The 19,624-nt window shown below is 71.4% G+C and carries 15 protein-coding genes and 2 tRNA genes; 11 read left to right on the forward strand and 6 right to left on the reverse strand.

The features are described from left to right. Positions 1 to 103: 103 nt before the first annotated feature. The 6 genes from ACP6CK_RS02650 (at position 104) to ACP6CK_RS02675 (ending at position 8,546) form a co-directional block, all read left to right on the forward strand. Complete coding sequence (locus tag ACP6CK_RS02650; protein ID WP_426957222.1) at positions 104 to 1,978, forward strand: bifunctional sugar phosphate isomerase/epimerase/4-hydroxyphenylpyruvate dioxygenase family protein; 1,875 nt, start codon at positions 104 to 106, stop codon at positions 1,976 to 1,978. A gap of 42 nt (positions 1,979 to 2,020) precedes the next feature. Continuing rightward, positions 2,021 to 2,788, forward strand: a complete 768-nt coding sequence (locus ACP6CK_RS02655; protein ID WP_426957223.1) for an SDR family NAD(P)-dependent oxidoreductase — start codon at positions 2,021 to 2,023, stop codon at positions 2,786 to 2,788. Further along, entirely contained in the window at positions 2,788 to 4,398 is a 1,611-nt protein-coding gene (locus tag ACP6CK_RS02660) for a gamma-glutamyltransferase family protein (protein WP_426957224.1), read from the forward strand. The genes ACP6CK_RS02655 and ACP6CK_RS02660 overlap by 1 nt, the downstream gene beginning before the upstream one ends. Before the next feature lie 40 nt (positions 4,399 to 4,438). After that, complete coding sequence (locus ACP6CK_RS02665) at positions 4,439 to 5,938, forward strand: amidase (protein WP_426957225.1); 1,500 nt, start codon at positions 4,439 to 4,441, stop codon at positions 5,936 to 5,938. 11 nt (positions 5,939 to 5,949) lie between these two features. Then, the gene (locus tag ACP6CK_RS02670; protein ID WP_426957226.1) at positions 5,950 to 7,551 is read left to right on the forward strand and encodes an ABC transporter substrate-binding protein; all 1,602 of its coding nucleotides are present in this window, start codon (positions 5,950 to 5,952) and stop codon (positions 7,549 to 7,551) included. A gap of 98 nt (positions 7,552 to 7,649) precedes the next feature. Continuing rightward, positions 7,650 to 8,546 (forward strand): alpha/beta hydrolase, encoded by an 897-nt coding sequence (locus tag ACP6CK_RS02675; protein WP_426957227.1) that lies wholly within the window; start codon positions 7,650 to 7,652, stop codon positions 8,544 to 8,546. Between the two features lie 18 nt (positions 8,547 to 8,564). On the opposite strand, the gene ACP6CK_RS02680 is transcribed toward ACP6CK_RS02675, so the two are convergent. Together ACP6CK_RS02680 and ACP6CK_RS02685 are read right to left on the reverse strand one after the other, a co-directional pair. Beyond that, a complete protein-coding gene (locus ACP6CK_RS02680; protein WP_426957228.1) occupies positions 8,565 to 8,813 on the reverse strand; it encodes a hypothetical protein in 249 nt (82 codons plus the stop codon). A 399-nt stretch (positions 8,814 to 9,212) separates the two neighbouring features. Further along, entirely contained in the window at positions 9,213 to 9,467 is a 255-nt protein-coding gene (locus tag ACP6CK_RS02685) for an Lrp/AsnC ligand binding domain-containing protein (protein ID WP_426957229.1), read from the reverse strand. Between the two features lie 132 nt (positions 9,468 to 9,599). Between ACP6CK_RS02685 and ACP6CK_RS02690 the strand changes: the two genes are divergently transcribed. Genes ACP6CK_RS02690 through ACP6CK_RS02700 form a run of 3 tightly spaced genes read left to right on the forward strand, consistent with a single transcriptional unit; the run spans position 9,600 to position 15,624 of the window. Then, positions 9,600 to 10,721, forward strand: a complete 1,122-nt coding sequence (locus ACP6CK_RS02690; RefSeq protein ID WP_426957230.1) for an efflux RND transporter periplasmic adaptor subunit — start codon at positions 9,600 to 9,602, stop codon at positions 10,719 to 10,721. A gap of 13 nt (positions 10,722 to 10,734) precedes the next feature. Further along, the gene (locus tag ACP6CK_RS02695; protein WP_426957231.1) at positions 10,735 to 13,878 is read left to right on the forward strand and encodes an efflux RND transporter permease subunit; all 3,144 of its coding nucleotides are present in this window, start codon (positions 10,735 to 10,737) and stop codon (positions 13,876 to 13,878) included. A gap of 60 nt (positions 13,879 to 13,938) precedes the next feature. Beyond that, the gene (locus ACP6CK_RS02700; RefSeq protein ID WP_426957232.1) at positions 13,939 to 15,624 is read left to right on the forward strand and encodes a thiamine pyrophosphate-dependent enzyme; all 1,686 of its coding nucleotides are present in this window, start codon (positions 13,939 to 13,941) and stop codon (positions 15,622 to 15,624) included. Between the two features lie 93 nt (positions 15,625 to 15,717). On the opposite strand, the gene ACP6CK_RS02705 is transcribed toward ACP6CK_RS02700, so the two are convergent. Both ACP6CK_RS02705 and ACP6CK_RS02710 read right to left on the reverse strand, forming a co-directional pair. Further along, positions 15,718 to 16,389 (reverse strand): DUF1045 domain-containing protein, encoded by a 672-nt coding sequence (locus ACP6CK_RS02705; protein ID WP_426957233.1) that lies wholly within the window; start codon positions 16,387 to 16,389, stop codon positions 15,718 to 15,720. Then, a complete protein-coding gene (locus tag ACP6CK_RS02710) occupies positions 16,386 to 17,525 on the reverse strand; it encodes an alpha-D-ribose 1-methylphosphonate 5-triphosphate diphosphatase (RefSeq protein ID WP_426957234.1) in 1,140 nt (379 codons plus the stop codon). The genes ACP6CK_RS02705 and ACP6CK_RS02710 overlap by 4 nt, the downstream gene beginning before the upstream one ends. A gap of 134 nt (positions 17,526 to 17,659) precedes the next feature. On the opposite strand from ACP6CK_RS02710, the gene phnF reads away from it, so the two are divergent. Next, positions 17,660 to 18,409 carry a phosphonate metabolism transcriptional regulator PhnF gene (phnF, locus tag ACP6CK_RS02715; protein WP_426957235.1) on the forward strand — a complete coding sequence of 250 codons (750 nt, stop codon included), beginning with the start codon at positions 17,660 to 17,662 and terminating at the stop codon, positions 18,407 to 18,409. Positions 18,410 to 18,429: 20 nt separating this feature from the next. On the opposite strand, the gene ACP6CK_RS02720 is transcribed toward phnF, so the two are convergent. Beyond that, positions 18,430 to 18,505: transfer RNA gene (locus ACP6CK_RS02720), tRNA-Asn, on the reverse strand. Between the two features lie 90 nt (positions 18,506 to 18,595). Further along, positions 18,596 to 18,666: transfer RNA gene (locus ACP6CK_RS02725), tRNA-Cys, on the reverse strand. 144 nt (positions 18,667 to 18,810) lie between these two features. Here ACP6CK_RS02725 and ACP6CK_RS02730 point away from each other — a divergent pair. Then, a complete protein-coding gene (locus ACP6CK_RS02730; protein ID WP_426957236.1) occupies positions 18,811 to 19,470 on the forward strand; it encodes a protein-L-isoaspartate O-methyltransferase family protein in 660 nt (219 codons plus the stop codon). The last annotated feature ends 154 nt before the right edge of the window (positions 19,471 to 19,624 follow it).

A 19,624-nucleotide genomic window follows, 5' to 3' on the forward strand; every position in this document is an offset into this window, starting at 1 on the left:
CGCTTAGCCGGGTCGCGGGCCGGGCGGAAGGGCGGTTCGGCGGGTCGGCGAGCTTGGCGGCCCAGCTTGGCGACGGGCCGCGGCCGGCCCAGCTTAGGGGCGCATGAACCCGCTCCCGAAATCCGTCGCCACCGTCTGCCTCTCGGGCTCGCTGCCCGACAAGATCGAGGCGGCGGCCTCGGCCGGCTTCCAGGGGGTGGAGATCTTCGAGCAGGACCTGCTCACCTATGACGGGACGCCGGCGGCGATCCGGGCGATGGCGGAGGACCTGAACCTCGCCATCACGATCTTCCAGCCCTTCCGCGACTTCGAGGCGATGCCGGAGCCGCAGCGCCGCCGGAACCTCGACCGGGCGGAGCGGAAGTTCGACGTGATGGAGGAATTGGGCACGGACCTCGTCCTCGTGTGCAGCAACGTCCAGCCCGCCGCGATCGACGACCCGGCCCGGGCGGCGGCCGATCTGCGGGAGATGGCGGAGCGCGCGGCGAGACGCGGGCTCCGGGTCGGCTATGAGGCGCTGGCCTGGGGCCGTCACGTGAACCGATGGCGTCAGGCCTGGGAGATCGTGCGCATGGCGGATCACCCCGCGCTTGGGCTGATCCTGGACAGCTTCCACACGCTGTCGCTCGGCGACGATCTCTCGGGCCTTTCGAGGGCCGTTCCGGCCGAGAAGATCGCCTTCGTCCAGCTCGCCGACGCGCCCCGCCTGTCCATGGACGTGCTGAGCTGGTCCCGCCACCACCGCGTTTTTCCCGGCCAGGGCGACCTCCCGGTCGGCGATTTTCTGAAGGAGGTGCTCGCCGCCGGCTACCGCGGCCCGCTCTCGCTTGAGGTCTTCAACGACGAGTTCCGCGCCGCCCCGTCCCGCCGAACGGCGCGGGACGCGCACCGCTCCCTCATCTGGCTGGACTCGACCCTGGCAGGGCCACCCTCCGTTCCGGCGGCCCCTTTGCCGTCGGTGCCGAGGCTGGACGGCGTGGAGTTCATCGAATTTGCGGTGGACGACGCCAGGCGGCGGGAGCTCTCGACCTTCCTGGGCACGCTCGGCTTCGGCTTGGCGGGGCGCCACCGGTCCAAGGATGTGGAGCTGTGGCGGCAGGGGGGCGTGAACCTCGTCCTGAACGCCGAGCCCGACAGCGCAGCGGCGGCCCATTTCGAAATGCACGGTGCCTCGGTCTGCGCCACCGCGCTGCGGGTGGACGACTCGGCGCGGGCCATGACGCGGGCGGAGGCCCTGCTCTGCTCCACGTGGCGGGAGCGGGTGGGGGAGGGGGAGCGGCGCATCCCCGCGGTCCGCGCGCCGGACGGGACGTTGCTGTACTTGGTCGAGCCAGGGTCGGCCGGACGCAGCATCTGGGAGAGCGACTTCGAGCTTCTGCCAGGGGCAGCAGACACCCGTGGGTTCGAGGGCGTGGACCACATCGCCCAGGCGTTGGCGCCCGGTCAGATGGACGGCTTCGTCCTGTTCCATCGTGCGGTCTTCGGGCTGGAGCCGCAGCCGCTGGTGGACCTGCCGGACCCGCAGGGGCTGGTGCAGAGCCGGGCGATGTCGGATCCGGCAGGGCGGGTCCGCCTGCCCCTGAACGTGTCGGAAAGCCGTCAGACGGCGACGGGGCGCTTCGTCTCGGCGATCGCGGGGGCCGGGGTGCACCACGTGGCCTTCGCGGCCCGGGACATCCGGGCCGCGGTGGAACGGCCGGCCTCATGGCTCACGATCCCCGACAACTATTACGAGGACATCGGCGCCCGCTTCGGCCTGGAGGACGACGCTATCGCGGCGCTGGAGCGGGACAACCTGCTCTTCGACCGGGATGCGGCGGGCAACGAGTTCCTTCACGCCTACACCCTGACCTTCGAGGACCGCTTCTTCTTCGAGGTGGTTGAGCGAAGGGGCGGCTACCGCGACTATGGCGCCGCGAACGCGGCCATCCGCATGGCGGCCCAGGCCCGGTCGCGGCCGTGGATGCCGCCGCGCTGACGCGATCGCCGGCCCTCCCGACCCTCTGCTGACCGGACCTCCATGACCGACCTGCCGACCACCCCCGCCTTCCGCCTGGATGGCCAACGCGCCCTCGTCACCGGGGCCTCCGGGGGGATCGGCCGGGCGGCGGCCGTCGCACTGGCGGAGGCCGGGGCGGAGGTGGTGCTGGCCGCCCGGACCCTGTCCGCGCTGGAGGCGACCGCGGCGGCCTTGACGGCCAAGGGACGGAAGGCCACGGCCGTGGCGCTGGACGTGACGGACCGGGCGGCGGCGCGGGCCGCGGTCCAGGCGCACGGGCCCTTCACGGTCCTCGTGAACAACGCCGGCACCAACATCCGCGAGCCCTTCCTGGACGTCCAGGACGCCTCCTTCGATGCCCTTCTGGACCTGAACACCCGGGCTGCCTTCACCGTGGCGCAGGAGGTGGCGCGGGGCATGGTCGCGGCCGGGCAGGGGGGCTCGATCGTCAACGTGTCCTCGGTGAACGGGCATGTCGCGGGGATGAACCGCTCCGTCTACACCGGCACGAAGCACGCCTTGGAGGGCTTTACCAAGGCCTGGGCGGTGGAGCTGGCAAAGGCCGGCATCCGGGTGAACGCGGTCTGCCCGGGCTTCGTGGACACCCCCCTGACGGAGGGAATTCTTTCGGACCCGGCCTTTCGCGCGCGGGAAGCCCGGCGTATCCCCCTGGGGCGCATCCTGACCGTCGAGGACGTGATGGGCGCGATCGTCTTCCTCGCCTCCCCGGCGGCCGCCGGCATCACGGGGGCGAGCCTGCTGATTGACGGGGGGCTCTGTTCCATCTGATGCGCGACCTTCACCTTCCCGGCCGCAGCCCGGCCATGGCCATGAACGGGATGGCCGCCACCTCCATGCCGGTGGCAACCCTCGCCGCCCTGGACATCCTGCGGGCCGGGGGGAACGCGATCGACGCGGCCATCGCCGCCTGCGCGGTCCTCTGCGTCGTGGAGCCGCAGTCCACCGGCATCGGCGGGGATTGCTTCTGCCTCTACGCCCCGGCCTCGGGCGGGGTGGTCGCGATCAACGGGTCGGGACGGGCGCCGGCCGGGGCGACGCCGGAGGCGCTGCGGGCCTCGGGGCTGAGCGCCATGGTCAACACCTCGGCCCATTCGGTGACGGTGCCGGGCGCGGTCTCGGCCTGGGAGGCGCTGAACAAGGCCCACGGCAAGATCGGGATGGACCAGATCCTGGCGCCGGCCATCCGCTACGCCGAGGAGGGCTTCGCCGTCTCCTCCCGCGTCTCCGCGGACTGGGCCGATAGCGTGGGCAAGCTGTCGAAGCAGGATGCGGCCAAGCGCCGCTTCCTGAAGGACGGCCAGGCCTATGGCTTCGGGGAGGTGTTCAAGCAGCCGGAGCTCGGCGCGACGCTGCGCGCCATCGCGAAGGACGGGGCGAAGGCCTTCTACACCGGCCCGATCGCGGCCGACATGGTGGCCGCCCTCCGCGCCGCCGGCGGCACCCACACGGAGCAGGACTTCGCCGAGGGGCAGAACGTCGCTAACTTCGTGGACCCGATCTCCCGCAAGTGGCGGGGGATGGAGGTGTTCCAGTGCCCGCCCAACGGATCGGGCCTGCTGGTGCTGATGCTTCTGGGCATCCTGGAAGGCTTCAAGGAGCCCGCCGGCCCGCTGGACGTGACCCGCGCCCACCGGCACCTGGAGGCGGCGCGCCTGGTCTACCGCGACCGCGACGCCTTCCTGGCCGATCCGTCCCAGGTCGAGGTGCCGCTCGCGAAGCTGCTCTCGGATGAGTACCTGGCGAAGCTGCGCGGCATGATCCGAGACGACAAGGCGATGGAGGAGCTTCCCCCGCCCGGCGACGTGGACTGGCAGAAGCACAAGGATACGGTCTACCTGACGGTGGTGGACCGAGACGGCAACGCCTGCTCCTTCATCAATTCCCTCTTCGAGGGCTTCGGCTCCGGCATCCTGGCCGAGAAGTCAGGCGTGATGCTGCAGAACCGCGGCTTCGGCTTCCGCCTGCAGGAGGGCCATCCGAACTGCATCGCGCCGAAGAAGCGGCCGCTGCACACCATCATCCCGGGCATGGTGATGAAGGACGGGAAGGCGCTGATGTCCTACGGCGTCATGGGCGGCCACTTCCAGCCGATGGGCCAGAGCTGGTTCCTGACGAACCACTTCCAGTTCGGCCTGGACGTGCAGCAGGCCCTCGACCTGACGCGCGTCTTCCCGAGCGTCGGTGCCAACCACCGCGACGTCGAGATCGAGAACGGCATCACGCCGGAGCTGCGGGACGGGCTGGCCGCGCTGGGCCACCAGCCCAAGCCGATCAAGAAGCCGCATGGCGGCGGCCAGGCCATCCTCATCGACCGGGAGCGGGGCGTGCTGATCGGCGGTTCCGATCCCCGCAAGGACGGCTGCGCGATGGGCTACTGAGCCCGTCGCGACCCGTTTGACCACCCGGAGGAAAGCGCCCTTGACCGAGCCCTGTGACCTGACCGCGACCGAGGCCCGGCGCCTGATCGGGATCAAGCGTCTTTCCCCGGTGGAACTGCTCGATTCCTGCCTCGCGCGCATCGACGCCGTGAACCCCGCCATCAACGCGATGGTGGCGATGGACACGGAGCGGGCGAAGGCTGGCGCCAAGGCGGCCGAGGCCGCGGTCATGGCGGGGGAGCCGCTCGGCGCGCTGCACGGGCTGCCGATCGGCATCAAGGACCTGGAGGACACGGCGGGCCTCGTCACCACCTTCGGCAGCCCGCTCTTCAGGGACAACGTGCCGACGAAGGACCTCGGTTCCGTCGCGCGGCTGAAGGCGGCGGGCGGCATCGTCCTCGGCAAGACGAACACGCCGGAATTCGGGGCGGGGGCGAACACGCGCAATGCCGTCTACGGCGCCACCGGCAATCCGCATGACCCCACGCGGTCGGCCGCCGGCTCGTCCGGCGGTTCGGGGGCGGCGTTGGCGGCCGGCATGGCGCCGCTCTGCTCGGGCTCGGACACGGGTGGGTCGCTGCGGAACCCGGCGGCCTTCAACGGGATCGTCGGCTACCGGCCCAGCGCGGGCCTCGTCTCGTCGGAACGGCGGCAGCTCGGCTGGTCCGTCCTGTCGGTGCTCGGCCCGATGGCACGCAACACGCCGGACGTGGCGCTGATGCTCTCCGCCATGATCGCGGACGATCCGACCGATCCGCTCTCCTACACCGTGCATGGCGGTGTCGGGCGGGCGCGGCCCTCGGACTACTTCCCGCTGCCGGAGCTGGACCTCTCCTCCCTCCGCGTCGCGGCGACCGAGGATTTCGGCCTCGCCCTGGTGGAAAAGGGCGTGCGCGAGACCTTCCGCAGCCGCGTCGCGGCGCTGGAGCCGCTGTTCGGGCGCGTGGACCGCACCACCCCTGACTGCTCGGGTGCGAACGAGGCCTTCGAGATCCTCCGGGCCATGAACTTCCTCGCCGGCCACGCGGAGAAGGTGGCGAAGACGCCGGAGATGGTCGGCCCGAACGTGCGCGCCAACGTCGAGGAGGGGCTGCGCTACACCCTCGCCGACGGCGCCCGCGCTTCCAGCCTGCAGACCGCGATGTACCTGCGCTGGCAGCGCTTTTTCGCGGAGGGGACGGATCTGATCCTCTCCCCGGCCATCACGGTCTCGCCGCGGCCGTGGTCGGAACTCTACCCGGCCGAGATCGATGGGCAGAAGACCCGGACCTACTTCCACTGGCTGGCCATGGCCTACATCGTCACGCTGACCGGCCATCCCGCCATCTCCATCCCGCTCGGGCGGGACGAGAAGGGAATGCCCTTCGGCCTCCAGATCGTCGGGCCGCGCGGGGGCGACGCGCTGGTGCTCCGTGCCGCGGCGGCGATCGAGGCGGCGGTGGCGGGCGACGCCACCCTGTCCCGGCCGATCCCCGATATCGCGGCGCTGGCGAAGGCACCGCCGATCTCCTCCATGCCCGGCTTCCTGGGCTTCGACTGAAGGTCCGCGCCATGCGCCTGTTCCTCGCTGCTGCGCTCGCCGCCTCCCTTTCCCTTCCCGCCGCCGCGCAGACCCTGCGGATCGCCACTGCGGCGGAGACGAGTTCGGCCGACCCGCACCAGTACGCGGTGACGCCGAATACGACGCTCCGGCACTCGATCTTCCAGTCCCTGGTGGACACCGCGCCGGACCTGTCCGACCGCCCGGGCCTGGCGGCCCGGTGGGAGCGGGACGGGGACCGGACCTGGGTCTTCCACCTCCGGCCCGGCGTCACCTTCCACAACGGCGCGCCCTTCACGTCCGAGGACGTGGTGGCGAGTTTCTGCCGCATGATCAACAACGAGGGGGAGGTGGCCTCCTCCTTCTCCCGCATCGTCCGCATGATGGAGAAGGTGGAGACGCCGGACCCCATGACGGTCCGGATCACCACCCGCACGCCGAACCCCCTCTTCCTCAGCGATGTGGGGTCGCTCGTCATCATTCCCCGTTCGCTCGTCCCGGCAGGGAATCTCGACTTCCAGGCCGGGCCGCAATGCGGGGTGCAGGGCGCTTGGCCGACGGTCGCCCAGTTCAACGATGGCAGCGCGGCGATCGGCACGGGGCCCTTCCGCCTGCGCTCCTACACCCGCGGCGGTCCGATCGAGTTGGTGCGGAACGACTCCTACTGGGGCGAGAAGCCGCATTGGCAGAACGTCCGCCTGACGCCGGTGACGGCGCCCGGGCCGCGTCTGGCCGGCCTTCTGGCCGGAGACCATGACCTGATCGAGGCGCCCGGCACCGCCGACCTGGCGCGCCTGCGGCAGAACCAGAACGTGACCGTCACCACCTCGCCCACCACGCGGCTGGTCTTCCTGCAATTCGACGTCGCCCGGTCGCCGAGCCCCTTCGTGCAGGGCGGGACGGGCGCGAATCCGCTGCAGGACGCCCGTGTCAGGCAGGCACTGTCCCTGGCGCTGGACCGGCGCACCCTCTTCTCCCGCGTCATGGACGAGGTGACGATCCCCGCCGCCCAGTTCCTGCCGGACGGCATGGCGGGCACGATCCCCGGCCTGCCGGTGCTGCCCTATGACGTGAACCGGGCGCGGGCTCTGCTGGCCGAGGCCGGCTACCCGAACGGCTTCGCCTTGACCTTCCACGCGACCAACAATCGCTACATCAACGACGCCCGGCTGGCCCAGGCCATCGCCGCCTACTGGCAGCGCATCGGCGTTCGGGTGGAGCTGGACGCCATGCCCAGCAACGTCTTCTTCACCCGGCGGGCGCGGCGGGAGTTCTCGGTCGCCATGGGCGGCTGGTCCGCCAATGCGCCGGAGACGATGCTCTTCTTCCAGACTTGGCTGGCCAGCACGAATGCCGACCGGGGGCAGGGGACGAGCAACTACGGCGGCTGGTCGAACCCGGAATTCGACGCGGTTGCCACCCGCGCCTTCGCGACCATGGACGACGCGGCCCGGGCGGAGCTGCTGCGGCAGGCCAGCCGGATCGCGCTGGACCAGATGCCGGTGATCCCTGTCCATTTCGAGGGGGCGAGTTGGGCGATGCGCCGCGGCCTCCGCTACGCCGGGCGCGTGGACGAATCGACCCGCGCCGGCGAGGTCATGCCCGCGAACTGAGCCCCGGACGCGGGCCGTCCGCGCGGCCCGCGCTGCGGCCCGAATCCGGGGCCCTCGACCTCCGCGCTTCCATCCACCCGACCCGATCGGATGCTGCCATGCCCCTCGATCCCCCGCTCGCCGAGGCTCTGGCCCGGCCGGGCCGTGCCGCCATCCGCTTCACCGACGAGGTTGGGGACCCGACCCGGCCGATCACGCTGCACACCTATCGCCCGCAGGCGCACCGGCCCGGGAACCCGGTGGTCATCGTCCAGCACGGCATGGCGCGAAACGGTGATGAATACCGTGACTTCTGGGTGGAGGCGGCGGATCGCCACGGGCTGCTGATCGTGGCGCCAACCTTCTCCGCGGAGCTCTATCCGGGGGCGGAACTCTACAACAACGGCCATGTCCTGGACGGCGACGGGTCGCTCCGGCCGGAAGCCGCGCGGGGCTACAAGGTTCCGGCGCGGGTCTTCGCGGCGCTGCGGGACGCCGGTGTCACGTCCCGGCAGAAGGCCTGGATCTTCGGCCACTCGGCCGGTGGGCAGTTCCTCCACCGGCTGCTCTCGACCGAGCCCCACGACGTCTTTGAGGCGGCAACCGTCGGCAATCCCGGATGGTACACGCTTCCCACCCTGGACCGGCCCTTTCCCGAGGGGCTGGGCGGGATTGGGGCCACCGAGGCGAACCTCCTCGCGCTCCTCGCCTACCCGATGACCGTCCTGGCCGGGGAGGCGGACACGGAGACGAGCGGGCCGAGCCTGCCCTCCCAGCCCGCGGCCATCGCCCAGGGCCCGCACCGCTTCGCCCGGGCGCGGCACTACTTCGAGGCGGGGAAGGCCGAGGCGGCGCGCCGGGGCGTGCCCTTCGGCTGGCAACTCGTCACGGTTCCGCACATCGGCCATGACGGGGCGGCCATGTCCCGGGTGGCGGCCAGCCTGTGGTTCGACGGGCGGATGCCGCCGGTGGAGACCCTGGCCGAGTGGGGCCGGGCGAAGGCGGGCGCGCTCTAAGCGCGCCAAGCCGGCGCCTTACCAGCGCCGGTAGCCGTAATGGTAGGGCCGGTAATAGCCGTACCCATAGCCGTAGTAGCGCGGGCCGTAATAGGCGGGCGGTCCGACATACACCGGGCCGCCGGACGCGATGGCGGCGCCGGCCAGGGCTCCCACACTGGCTCCCACCACCGCCGGACCGGCGACGTAGGGATCCGCATAGGGTCCGTAGTAGCAGCCGCCGAGCGAGATCCCGGCCAGCGCCAGCAGCGCGAGACGTGTCCTCATCTCACCAACCTTTCCTGACCGGACCGAAGCCGCCCGCCATGGCCGGCGGGCGGTGCGGTCGTGACCTCCGTAGAACCCGGATCGTGCCCTCGGGGTTGCCGTTCCTGGCCCGTCCGCGACTAGTCGCGGCGGCCACCAGGCTTCCCCCCTGCGCGCGCCCTGCCCACGGGTGCGCAGGGTCCCACGCTAGGTCGACGGTCGGCACGCGGGCCGCTTGCGCCGCGGACGCGGCGGGCGGATCACCGAGGGAGAGGCGTCGAATCAGCACGGGAACCTCCGAGGAGGTCAGGATGGCCACCCCGTGCGGCAAAGATTCGTCTGAGAAGAGGTGCATCCGGGCGTTAGCAGGGCCATTTCGTGGCGGGGCGGAACCCACCGCGTTTCGCCCTGGCCTGTGCCCTACGCCCGCTGGCCGGAGAAGGCGTTGAAGGTCTGGAGGGTATAGGTGTCCTTCACGCCCGGCACCGACTGCACCGTTTCCACCACGAAAAGGCCGATGTCCTGGTCGGGTTCGAGGTAGAACTTCCCGAGAAGATCGTATTGGCCGCTGGTGGAGTGCATCTCGGAGAGTTCCGGGATTCCGTCCGCCATCTCGCGAGCGACCCGGTAGGCCTGGCCCATCTCGCACTTGATCATGACGAATATTGCTCGCATCCCGGCCACCCTATGCCCTACAGGGCGGCAGGATGCGGCCGGGGCCCGGCATCGGGAAGTCCCACCATGTCGGATCATTGTTGCGTGATCCGGGTCTCGTTGCGAGAATAGAGACGACCTTCGGACACAAAGATGCGAGCGCGTACTCAAATCCTGGTGCTGGCCGTGCTGGCCGCCGCTGGCGCGGCCTGGCACACCTACGCGGACCAGCTCGGCGTGCCCCGTCCGCTGGCGCTGGTGGGGCTTGAACCGACGGCGCGCGGCGCGGCCGCCGCGACCGGTGGCGCGGCCAATGCGCCCACGCCGGTGGCCGTTTCGCCGGTTCGCGTCGGGACCGTGATCGAGCGCGCGGAGAGCGTCGGCACCGTGCGCGCCCGGGAGGCCGTGACAGTGACGGCCAAGATCACCGGGATGGTCACCGCCATACGGTTCCAGGAAGGGCAGCGCGTCGCCGCCGGGGCGGAACTGATCGGGCTCGACGACAGCGCGCTGCGCGCGGAGCTGGATCAGGCCCGCGCCCTTCTCGACGACGCCCGCAGCCAGCTCCAGCGGGCCCAGCGCCTCGTCGCCTCCCAGGCGGTCGCGGAGCAGCGGGTCGACACGCTCCAGGCCACCTCCCGTCAGGCCGAGGGCCGGGTGCGCCAGGCCCAGGCGCGGCTGGAAGAGATGCGGATCACCGCTCCCTTCGCGGGGAGGGTGGGGCTGCGGCAGGTGAGCCTCGGCGCCCTCATTCAGCCGGGGACGGCGGTGACGACGCTCGACGACCTGACCCGCGTGCGGGTCGAGTTCGCGGTGCCGGAGGTCTATCTCGCCCGGGTGCAGCCGGGCAGCCGGGTGACGGCCCGCAGCTCCGCCTTCGGGGAGCGCCGCTTCCAGGGAACGGTCCTCGTGGTGGACACCCGGATCGACCCCGCCACCCGCAGCGTCCGGCTGGTCAGCGAGTTCGACAACGCCGACGAGGCGCTGCGCCCCGGCCTGTTCCTGACGATCGAGTTGAACCTGGAAACCCGGAACGACGCCCTGCTGATCCCGGAGGAGGCGATCGATCCGGTGGGCGAGCGCGCCTTCGTCTTCGTCATCCGGGAGAACCGGGCCCGCCGGATCGAGGTGCAGATCGGCCAGCGCCTGACCGGAGAGGTGGAGGTGACGCGGGGCCTGCGGGCCGAGGACAAGGTGGTGGTGCGCGGCCTGCAGCGGTTACGCAACGACGCGCCGGTCCGGGTCACCGAGACCCTCACCCGGCCGACGAGCTGACGGAAGCGCCCCGATGGTCCTGAGTGACGTCTCCATCAAGCGGCCCGTCTTCGCCAGCGTCATCAGCCTGCTGCTGATCGTGATGGGGGGCGTCTCGGTCTTCCGGCTACCGGTGCGGGAGTACCCGGCGATCGACCCGCCGATCGTCTCGATCACCACGACCTATACCGGCGCCTCCGCCGCCGTGGTGGATACCCAGATCACCGAGCTCATTGAGGCGGCGGTCGCGGGGATCGAGGGCGTGAAGATCATGTCCTCCTTCTCCCGCGATGAGCGCAGCAACGTCACGCTGGAGTTCCGCCTGAACCGCAACGTGGATGCGGCCGCGAACGACGTGCGGGACCGGGTCGCCCGGGCCCTGGCGCGCCTGCCGGAACAGGCTGACACGCCGGTCGTCGCGAAGGTGGACGGCGACAGCCGGCCGATCCTCTGGATCGCGCTGACGTCCAATGCCTTCAACGGCATGGAGCTGACCGAGATCGCCCGCCGACGCTTCTCCGACCGGCTGGCCATCGTGGACGGCGTGGCCCAGGTGCTGATCCAGGGCGAGCGCAAATACGCCATGCGGATCTGGCTGGACCGCCAGGAGATGGCGGCCCGCGGCCTGACCGTCCAGGACATCGAGGACGCGATCCGGCGGGAGAACATCGAGCTGCCCGGCGGCCGGATCGAGAGCAGCCAGCGCGAGCTGACCGTCCGCACCGACACGCGCATGTCCCGCCCCGAGCAGTTCCGGCAGGTGGTGCTGACGCGCGGCGCCAGCCAGGTGCTGTTGGGCGACGTGGCGCGGGTGGAGATCGCGCCGGAGGACACGCGCGGGGAGTACCGCATCAACGGCGTGCCCGGCGTGGGCCTGGGCATCCTCCGGCAGTCCACGGCCAACACCCTGTCCGTCGCGGACGGGGTGAAGGCCGAGGTGGAGCGGATCCGGGCGACCCTGCCGGAGGGGATCGAGACCCAGATCGGCTATGACGAGAGCATCTTCATCGCCCAGTCCATCTTCGAGGTGGAGCACGCCCTCGTCACCGCCCTGGTCCTGGTGGTGATCGTCATCTTCTTCTTCCTGCGCTCCGTCCGCGCCACGATCATTCCCGCCGTGGCCATTCCGGTGTCCATCATCGCGAGCTTCATCGCGATGTCGGCGATGGGCTTCTCGCTCAACGTGCTGACTCTGCTCGGGCTCGTGCTCGCCATCGGCCTCGTCGTGGACGATGCGATCGTGGTGCTGGAGAACGTCCACCGCCGGATCGAGGAGGGGGAGCCGGTCCTGCTCGCCTCCATCCGGGGCAGCCGGGAGATCGCCTTCGCGGTCATCGCGACGACCCTCGTGCTGGTCGCCGTCTTCGTCCCGCTCTCCTTCATGGGTGGCAACACGGGGCGGCTCTTCTCGGAGTTCGGCTTTGCCCTCGCGGCCTCGGTGGTCTTCTCCGGGCTGATCGCGCTCACCCTCACGCCGATGATGTGCTCGAAGCTGCTGAAGGAGCACCAGGGCGAGTCCCGGCTTATCCGCTGGACCGAGCCCTTCTTCCTCGGGATGAACGGGGCGCTGCGCTGGACGCTGGACCGGGCGCTGCGGGCGCCGCTGATCGTGCTGGCGGGCGTGGGGCTGCTCTGCGGCTTGGCGGTGGTGCTGTTCAACGCCCTGCCGAAGGAGTTCGCCCCGATCGAGGACCGGGCCTCCGTCATCATCCCGATGACGGCGCCGGAGGGCGCCTCCTTCAACTACATGCGGGGCCAGGTCGAGCAGGTGGAGCGGATCACCGAGGAGTACCTCCGCAGCGGGGAGGCGATGATCGTCTTCGCGACGCTCGGCGGCTTCCAGCGTCCGCCCCAGGGCAACCAGGCGAACATGTTCATCCGCCTCGCTCCTTGGGAGCAGCGTCAGCGCCGGCAGCAGGCCGTGACGCAGGAGCTCTTCCCTCGCCTCACCGCCATCCCCGGGGTGCGCGCCTTCCCGCTGAACCCGCCGTCCCTCGGTCAGCGCGGCTTTCAGCCGCCGGTGCAGTTCGTCATCGGCGGGCCGGACTACACCACCCTGGTGCAGTGGCGGGACCGCTTCCTGGAGCGGGTGCGGGAAAATCCCCGCCTGCTGAACCTGGACAGCAACTTCCGCGAGACGAAGCCGGAGATCCGCGTCTCGATCGACCGCCGCAAGGCCGCCGACCTCGGCGTCTCCATCCAGGCGGTGGGGCGCACGATCGAGACGATGCTCGGCTCGCGCGAGGTCGGCACCTATGTCGAGGGCGGCGAGGAGTACAAGATCCTCCTCCAGGCGCGGGAAGGCGACCGCGGCACGCCCTATGACCTGCAGAACATCTTCGTCCGGACGCTGAGCGGCGGGCTGGTGCCCCTGTCCAACGTGGTCCAGCTGCAGGAGCGGGCGCGACCGCAATCCCTGGCCCGCGAGGACCGGGTCCGCGCCATCACCATCTCCGCGACCCCCGCCGCCGGCTACGCGCTGGGCGAGGCGCTGGATTACCTGGACGCGGTGGCGCGGGAGGTGCTTCCGCCCGACGCCCGCATCTCCTATCGCGGGCAGAGCCTGGAGTTCCGGGAATCCTCGGGCAGCCTGGCGATCACCTTCGCCATGGCCCTGCTCGTCGTCTTCCTCGTGCTCGCGGCGCAGTTCGAGAGCTTCGTCCACCCCTTCGTCATCCTGCTCTCCACGCCGCTGGCGGTGACGGGCGGGCTGCTGGCGCTGCATCTCACGGGCCAGTCGCTGAACATCTTCTCCCAGATCGGCATGATCCTGCTGATCGGGCTGATGGCGAAGAACGGCATCCTGGTGGTGGAATTCGCCAACCAGCTTCGGGACGAGGGACGGTCCATCCGCGACGCGGTTCTGGAAGCCTCCGTGGTGCGGCTGCGTCCGATCCTGATGACGTCCATCGCGACGGTCCTCGGCGCCGTGCCGCTGGCCTGGGCGACGGGTGCGGGCGCCGAGAGCCGGCAGGCCCTGGGCGTCGTCATCGTGGGCGGGATCACCCTCTCGACCTTCGTGACCCTCTACGCCGTTCCGGCGCTCTACCTTCTCCTGGCGCCCTACACGAAGCCGGTCGGGGCGATCGCGGCGAAGCTGCGGGAGCTGGAGGGGCCGGCCGTCCATGCCCACGGGCACGGCCATCGCCGCCCGCAGCATCCTGCGCCCGCGGAGTGACGCCGCCCGCCGGGGCGACTAGTCTCCGGCCCGCTTGAGTGTGCGGGCCGGAGGGAACGGATGAGCGCTGCGAAGACGAAGGCGGTGGGGCGGACGGGCGGGCAGCTCCTGGCCGATGCCCTGGTGGCCCAGGGGGTCACCCACGCCTTCTCGGTCCCCGGCGAGTCCTTCCTCGACCTGCTGGACGGCCTCTACAACGTCCGCAACCGCATCGAGCTCGTCACCTGCCGCTTCGAGGCCGGCGCAGTCCACATGGCGGAGGCCCATGGCAAGCTGACCGGGCGTCCCGGCGTGGCGATCGTGACCCGCGGCCCCGGCGCGTGCCATGCGAGCATTGGCGTGCACGTGGCGATGCAGGATTCGACGCCGCTGGTCCTCATCGTCGGCCAGATCCCCTTCTCCGAGACCGACCGCGACACCTTCCAGGAGGTGGATTACCGCCGGATGTTCTCCCCGCTCGCGAAATGGGTGACGCAGATCGACGACGCAGCCCGCATCCCCGAGCTGATGGCCCGTGCCTTCGACGTTGCGACGTCCGGCCGCCCGGGCCCGGTCGTCGTCGCGATCTCGGAGGAGATGCAGAAGGCCGTGGTCGAGGTGTCCGACGTGGGCCCCGCACCCGTCCTGCCTGCGCACCCCGCGCCGCACGCCATCCCCCGCCTGCTTGAGCTGCTGGACAAGGCGGAGCGACCGCTGGTCGTGCTGGGCGGCTCTTCCTGGTCCGCGGCGGGGAAGGACGCGATCCGCTCCTTCATCCTCGCGCATGACCTGCCGGTCGCCGTGGGCTTCCGCCGTCTGGGCCTGTTCGAGGGGGATTCGGACAACTTCGCCGGGGACCTCGGCGTCGGCTCCGATCCCGGGCTGGTGGCGCGGACGAAGGAGTCCGACCTCGTCATCGCGATCGGCACGCGGCTGGGGGAGGCGACGAGCCAGGGCTACACCCTGTTTCCCGTGGCGGAGACGAGCCGGATCGTGCAGGTCCATCCGGACCCGGCCGAGATCGGGCGCGTCTTCCGGCCGATCCTCGGCATCACCGCGGACCTGAACGCCTTCGCCGTGGCCCTGCGGGACGCAGCGCCGCGCCGTCCCCGCCCCTGGTCGGCCTGGACCCGCCGCCTGCGCCAGGGCCGGGAGGCGAGCGTGAAGGCGCCGGATTACCAGGGGCCGCTGAACTTCGCCCGCGCGCTGCAGGCGTTGGAGGCGGAGCTGCCCCCCGACACGATCTTCACGGTGGACGCCGGCAACTTCGCGACCTGGCCGCAGCGCTTCATGTCGGTGCGGGAGGGGCAGGATTTTCTCGGCCCGACGAACGGGGCCATGGGCTACTCCGTCCCCGCAGGGATTGGTGCTGCGATCACCTACCCGGACCGGCAGGTGGTGAGCTTCGTCGGCGACGGCGGCTTCCTCATGACGGGGCAGGAGATCGCGACGGCCTTCCACCACAAGGTCGCTCCGATCGTGATCGTGGTGAACAACGGCCAGTACGGCACGATCCGCATGTACCAGGAGCGAACCTACCCCGGCCGCGTCTCCGGCACCCAGCTCACCAACCCGGATTTCGCCCGCTTCATCGAGGCGTTCGGAGGCCACGGCGAGGTTGTCACGGCGACGGACGAGCTAGTCCCGGCCTATCTCCGGGCCAGGGCGAGCGGCCTGCCCGCCGTCATCGAGGTGCGGATGAGCCCGGAGCAGATCACCAACCGCGCGACGGTCGCGGATCTGCGCGCGGCGGCGGCGAAGGGCTGACCGGACACGGGTGGCCGCGGGAGAGGGAAGGAATTCTCTCCCCGGTCCTCCGACCACCTCCTTCCTCGAAGGTGCCGCCGCAGGCGCAGCAGCTCAGCCGCCGAGCGGCAGGCGTTCGCCGATCAGAAAGGGTGCGCCAGGGCCGGCCTGTGTGAACAGGCAGAGCTCCGTGATGCGGCGCGGCTGCATCGCGACCGTGCCGAGCCAGGACTCGACGGCCGGGCGGACGAGGGCCGCCTCCTCGTCGGACAGCCGGCGCGTCAGGGTCACGTGGAACCACCACTGGGCGAAGACGTAGGGGTAGCCCCAGCGGTGCAGGTTCGCGCGCTCGGCCTCGTTCATCCGCTCCGGGCGACGCCGGGCGATCTCGGCCTCGTCGGGCGGGATGCGATGGTGGTCCACAGCCTCGACGCAGGCGTCGGCGAAGGCCTGCAGGGCGGGGCAGGGGGCGGTTTCCCGCAGCGCCAGGAAGCCGTGGTGCGGTGTGACGGCCAGCGGCGGCAGGTCGAACGGCGCAGTCCGCGCCGCCAGCCGCGCCGCGTCCTCCCGCAGAGCCTGATACCCCTGGGCCAAGCGGAAAGGCGGCTTCAGCGTGCCGTGCAGCCCGTAGCCACGCGCTTCCCGCGTCAGCTCCTCCATGTCCACCCCGGGAAGCTCGGGCTGCCGCAGGGTCGCGCCGGTTTCCGCGTCCCGGCCGAGCCATTCGCTGCCCAGCCGGTGCAGCGGATCGCCCAGGGCCGGCGCCCAATACAGCGCGGCCCTCACGCGATGCGCTCGCCGGCCCGCCAGACGGCGCGGATCACGGGCATGTCGCCATAGGCGGCCACCCGCACGAGGTCTGCCCGCAGCCCCGGCTCGATCCGCCCGCGGTCCTTCAGGCCGAGCGCGCGCGCCGGATTGTCGGTGACGGTCGCCACCGCGGCGGGAAGGGTGATCCCGTCCTCCCGCGACAGGCGCCAGGCCGCCTCGATCATGGCGGGCGGCACGTAGTCGGAGGCGATGATGTCCACCAGCCCCTCCCGTGCGAGGTCGATGGCGGAGACGTTGCCGGAATGGCTCCCGCCGCGGACGAGGTTCGGCGCCCCGGCGATCACCGCCATCCCGTGCGACCGCGCCGCGCGGGCGGCGTCCATGTTCACCGGGAACTCGCTGATGCGGATGCCGTCCGCCGCGTTGTGGGCGACGATCTCCGGGTCCCAGTCATCATGCGTGGCCAGCGGGATGTCGCGCCCGGCGAAGGTGTCGAGCAGGGCGCGGCGATTCGGGCCGGACCGGGCCTCGCGCTGCGCCACCAGCTCGGCCATGCGGCGCTCGACCGTGTCATGCTTCTCGCCGCCGCGGACGCGCATGGCGCGATAGCGATCAAGGTCGGTGTACTGGCCCACGCCGGGCGAGTGATCCATCAGGCTGACCATCGCGAGCAGCGGATGGTCCTCCATCTCCTCCAGCATCGGCAGCATGTCGTCGGCCGGCAGCTCGCATCGCAGGTGCAGCAGGTGGTCGGACCGGAGCACCCCGGCGGCGTGCAGAGCGGCCATGTCGCGGGCGCCGTCCCGCGCCGTCTGCATCCGGCCGGCGTCGAAGCCGAGGTCGCCGAGGCAGAGCGCGTCCAGCACGGTCGTGACCCCGGCCACCGCCGTCTGCGAGTCGTGCGAGAGGAAGGCCGAGACCGAGGGCCAGCGCGCGTTCTGCCGCGGCGCCACCTGGCGCTCCAGGTTGTCCGTGTGGACGTCCACGATGCCGGGCATGAGGTGGTCGCCGCCCAGGTCCAGAGCGCCGGGAACCGCGCTGGTGCCGGCGGACATCTCGGCGATGACGCCGTCGCGCAGGACGACCGTCCCCCGCTCCACCCGGTCTGGCAGCACGAGAAGGGCGTTGGTGAGGATCGTCTCGCGGGTCATGCGCGCCTTCTGCCGGATCGCGCCGGGCGGGCAAGCCGTCCTGCGTGACATTTCGATGAGACAGATGTCTAGACAAATCCGGGGTGGCCGGGCAAGGCTCCGGCGCCCGCAGGATGGGCTTCAGAGGACTGGTCATGGCCGCCACGCCCCCACCCGGCCTGCGCCGCGGCGCCGGCGAATCCCTCTGGAGGCAGATCACCGAGCGCCTGGAAGCGGAGATCGCCGCGGGCCGCCGGGCCCCCGGCGATCGGCTGCCAACGGAGGCGGCGCTCTCCGCCGGTTTCGGCGTGAACCGCCACACGGTCCGTCGCGCCCTGGAAGACCTCGAGCTGCGCGGCCTCGTGCGCACGGAGCAGGGACGTGGTTCGTTCGTGGCGGAGGACGTGCTGGACTACCCCCTCCGCGGCCGGACCCGGTTCTCAGAGAACGTGCGCGCCGCGCGGCGGGAGCCGGCAGGCCGGATCCTGCGCCTCTCGGAGGTGCCGGCGGACGCCTCGGTCGCGGAGGCGCTCGGGCTCCGCCGCAACCGGCCGGTGCTGCGGGTGGAGCGTCTGGGCCTGGCGGATGGCCGCCCGGTCGTGCTCGGGCTGCATCACCTGCCGCTGCCGCGTCTGGCGGCGGCGGCGGCCGCGCTCCGGGCGGAGCCGTCCATGACGGCGGCGATGACCGCCTGCGGCGTTCCCGACTACCGGCGGGCCCGCACCCGCATCACCGCCCGCCTGCCCACGCCCGAGGAGGCGGAGCGGCTGCAGCAGGCGCGCATCCGGCCGGTGCTGGTGAGCGAATCCCTGAACGTGGACCCGGAAGGAGACCCGGTGGACTACACGATCGGCCTCTACGCCGCCGGACGGGTGCAGCTTCTTGTGGAGGGGGAAGGGGACTGACGTCCCGATCCGAAGAAGGCTGGCTCCCCGAGTTGGACTCGAACCAACGACCTAGCGATTAACAGTCGCGTGCTCTACCAGCTGAGCTATCGGGGATCGCCGCCTGCGCGCCCGCCCTGGTGTGGCGGGGCGCGCCGGATACCGCGACCGGGGCGGCCCCGCAAGGGGGCCATCGGCACGATATGAAGGTTCCGGGCGGAATCGAACCGCCGTAGAGGGTTTTGCAGACCCTTGCCTGACCACTCGGCCACGGAACCGGCGGGCGCCTTCTACAGCGGATCGTCCGCCGCTGGAACCGGCCGCAGACGGGAATCTGCATCGGGCCGGACGCGATGGCGCGGCCGCCTTCCAGGGCTGCGCCGCCACGCCTATAAGCGCGCACCGCAGCCGAGGAGGGCCGCATGGATTTCGCCGAGGCGCGCCGCAACATGGTGAACGGGCAGGTGAAGCCCAACGGGGTGACCGACCCGCGAATCTTCCAGGCGATGCAGGACATCCCGCGCGAACGCTTCGCACCGCCGGCCCTGGCGTCCCGCGCCCTGGCGGATGAGGACCTGGCCCTTGGCGGCGGGCGCGTCCTGTTGCAGCCGATGACGATCGCGAAGCTGATCCAGCTCGCGCTGCCCCGGCCGGGGGAGCGGGCGCTGGTGGTGGCCAGCGGCACGGGCTACGGCGCCGCCATCCTTGCCAGCGTCGGCGTGTCCGTGGTGGCGGTTGAAGGGGACGAGGCGCTGCTCGCCGTCGCCGGGCCGGCTCTCGCGTCGTCCGGCCTGCCGACCGGCAGCCTACGGCAGATCGCCGGCGACCCGGCCGCCGCGCCGGAGGGCGGACCCTACGACCTCATCCTCATCGAGGGCGCGGTGCCCTCGATTCCGCCGACCCTGTCCGGGGCACTCGCCGAGGGCGGACGACTGGTCGGGATCCGCGTTCTGGCCGGGCGCTCCGGCGCCGCGGTGATCGGCCGCCGCATCGCCGGCAGCTTCAGTGTCGTCGAGGCCTTCGACGCCTCGGCGCCGATCCTGCCGGCCTTCGCGCCGAAGCCGGGCTTCGTCTTCGCCTGATGGGGCCGCGGCGCCGGCTTCGCCCGGCCCGCTCCCCCGCCGGCGGACAGCGTAGCCGGGCCTTTTCCGCTGCCGGTTAAGCCCTGCCCGCGCACCGCGCCCTAACGCCGCGGTAACGGACGGCGCGCAATCCTGGCCGCCGGATGCGAGTGCG

It is taken from the genome of Muricoccus radiodurans (assembly GCF_050154705.1).
GTDB lineage: Bacteria > Pseudomonadota > Alphaproteobacteria > Acetobacterales > Acetobacteraceae > Roseomonas > Roseomonas radiodurans.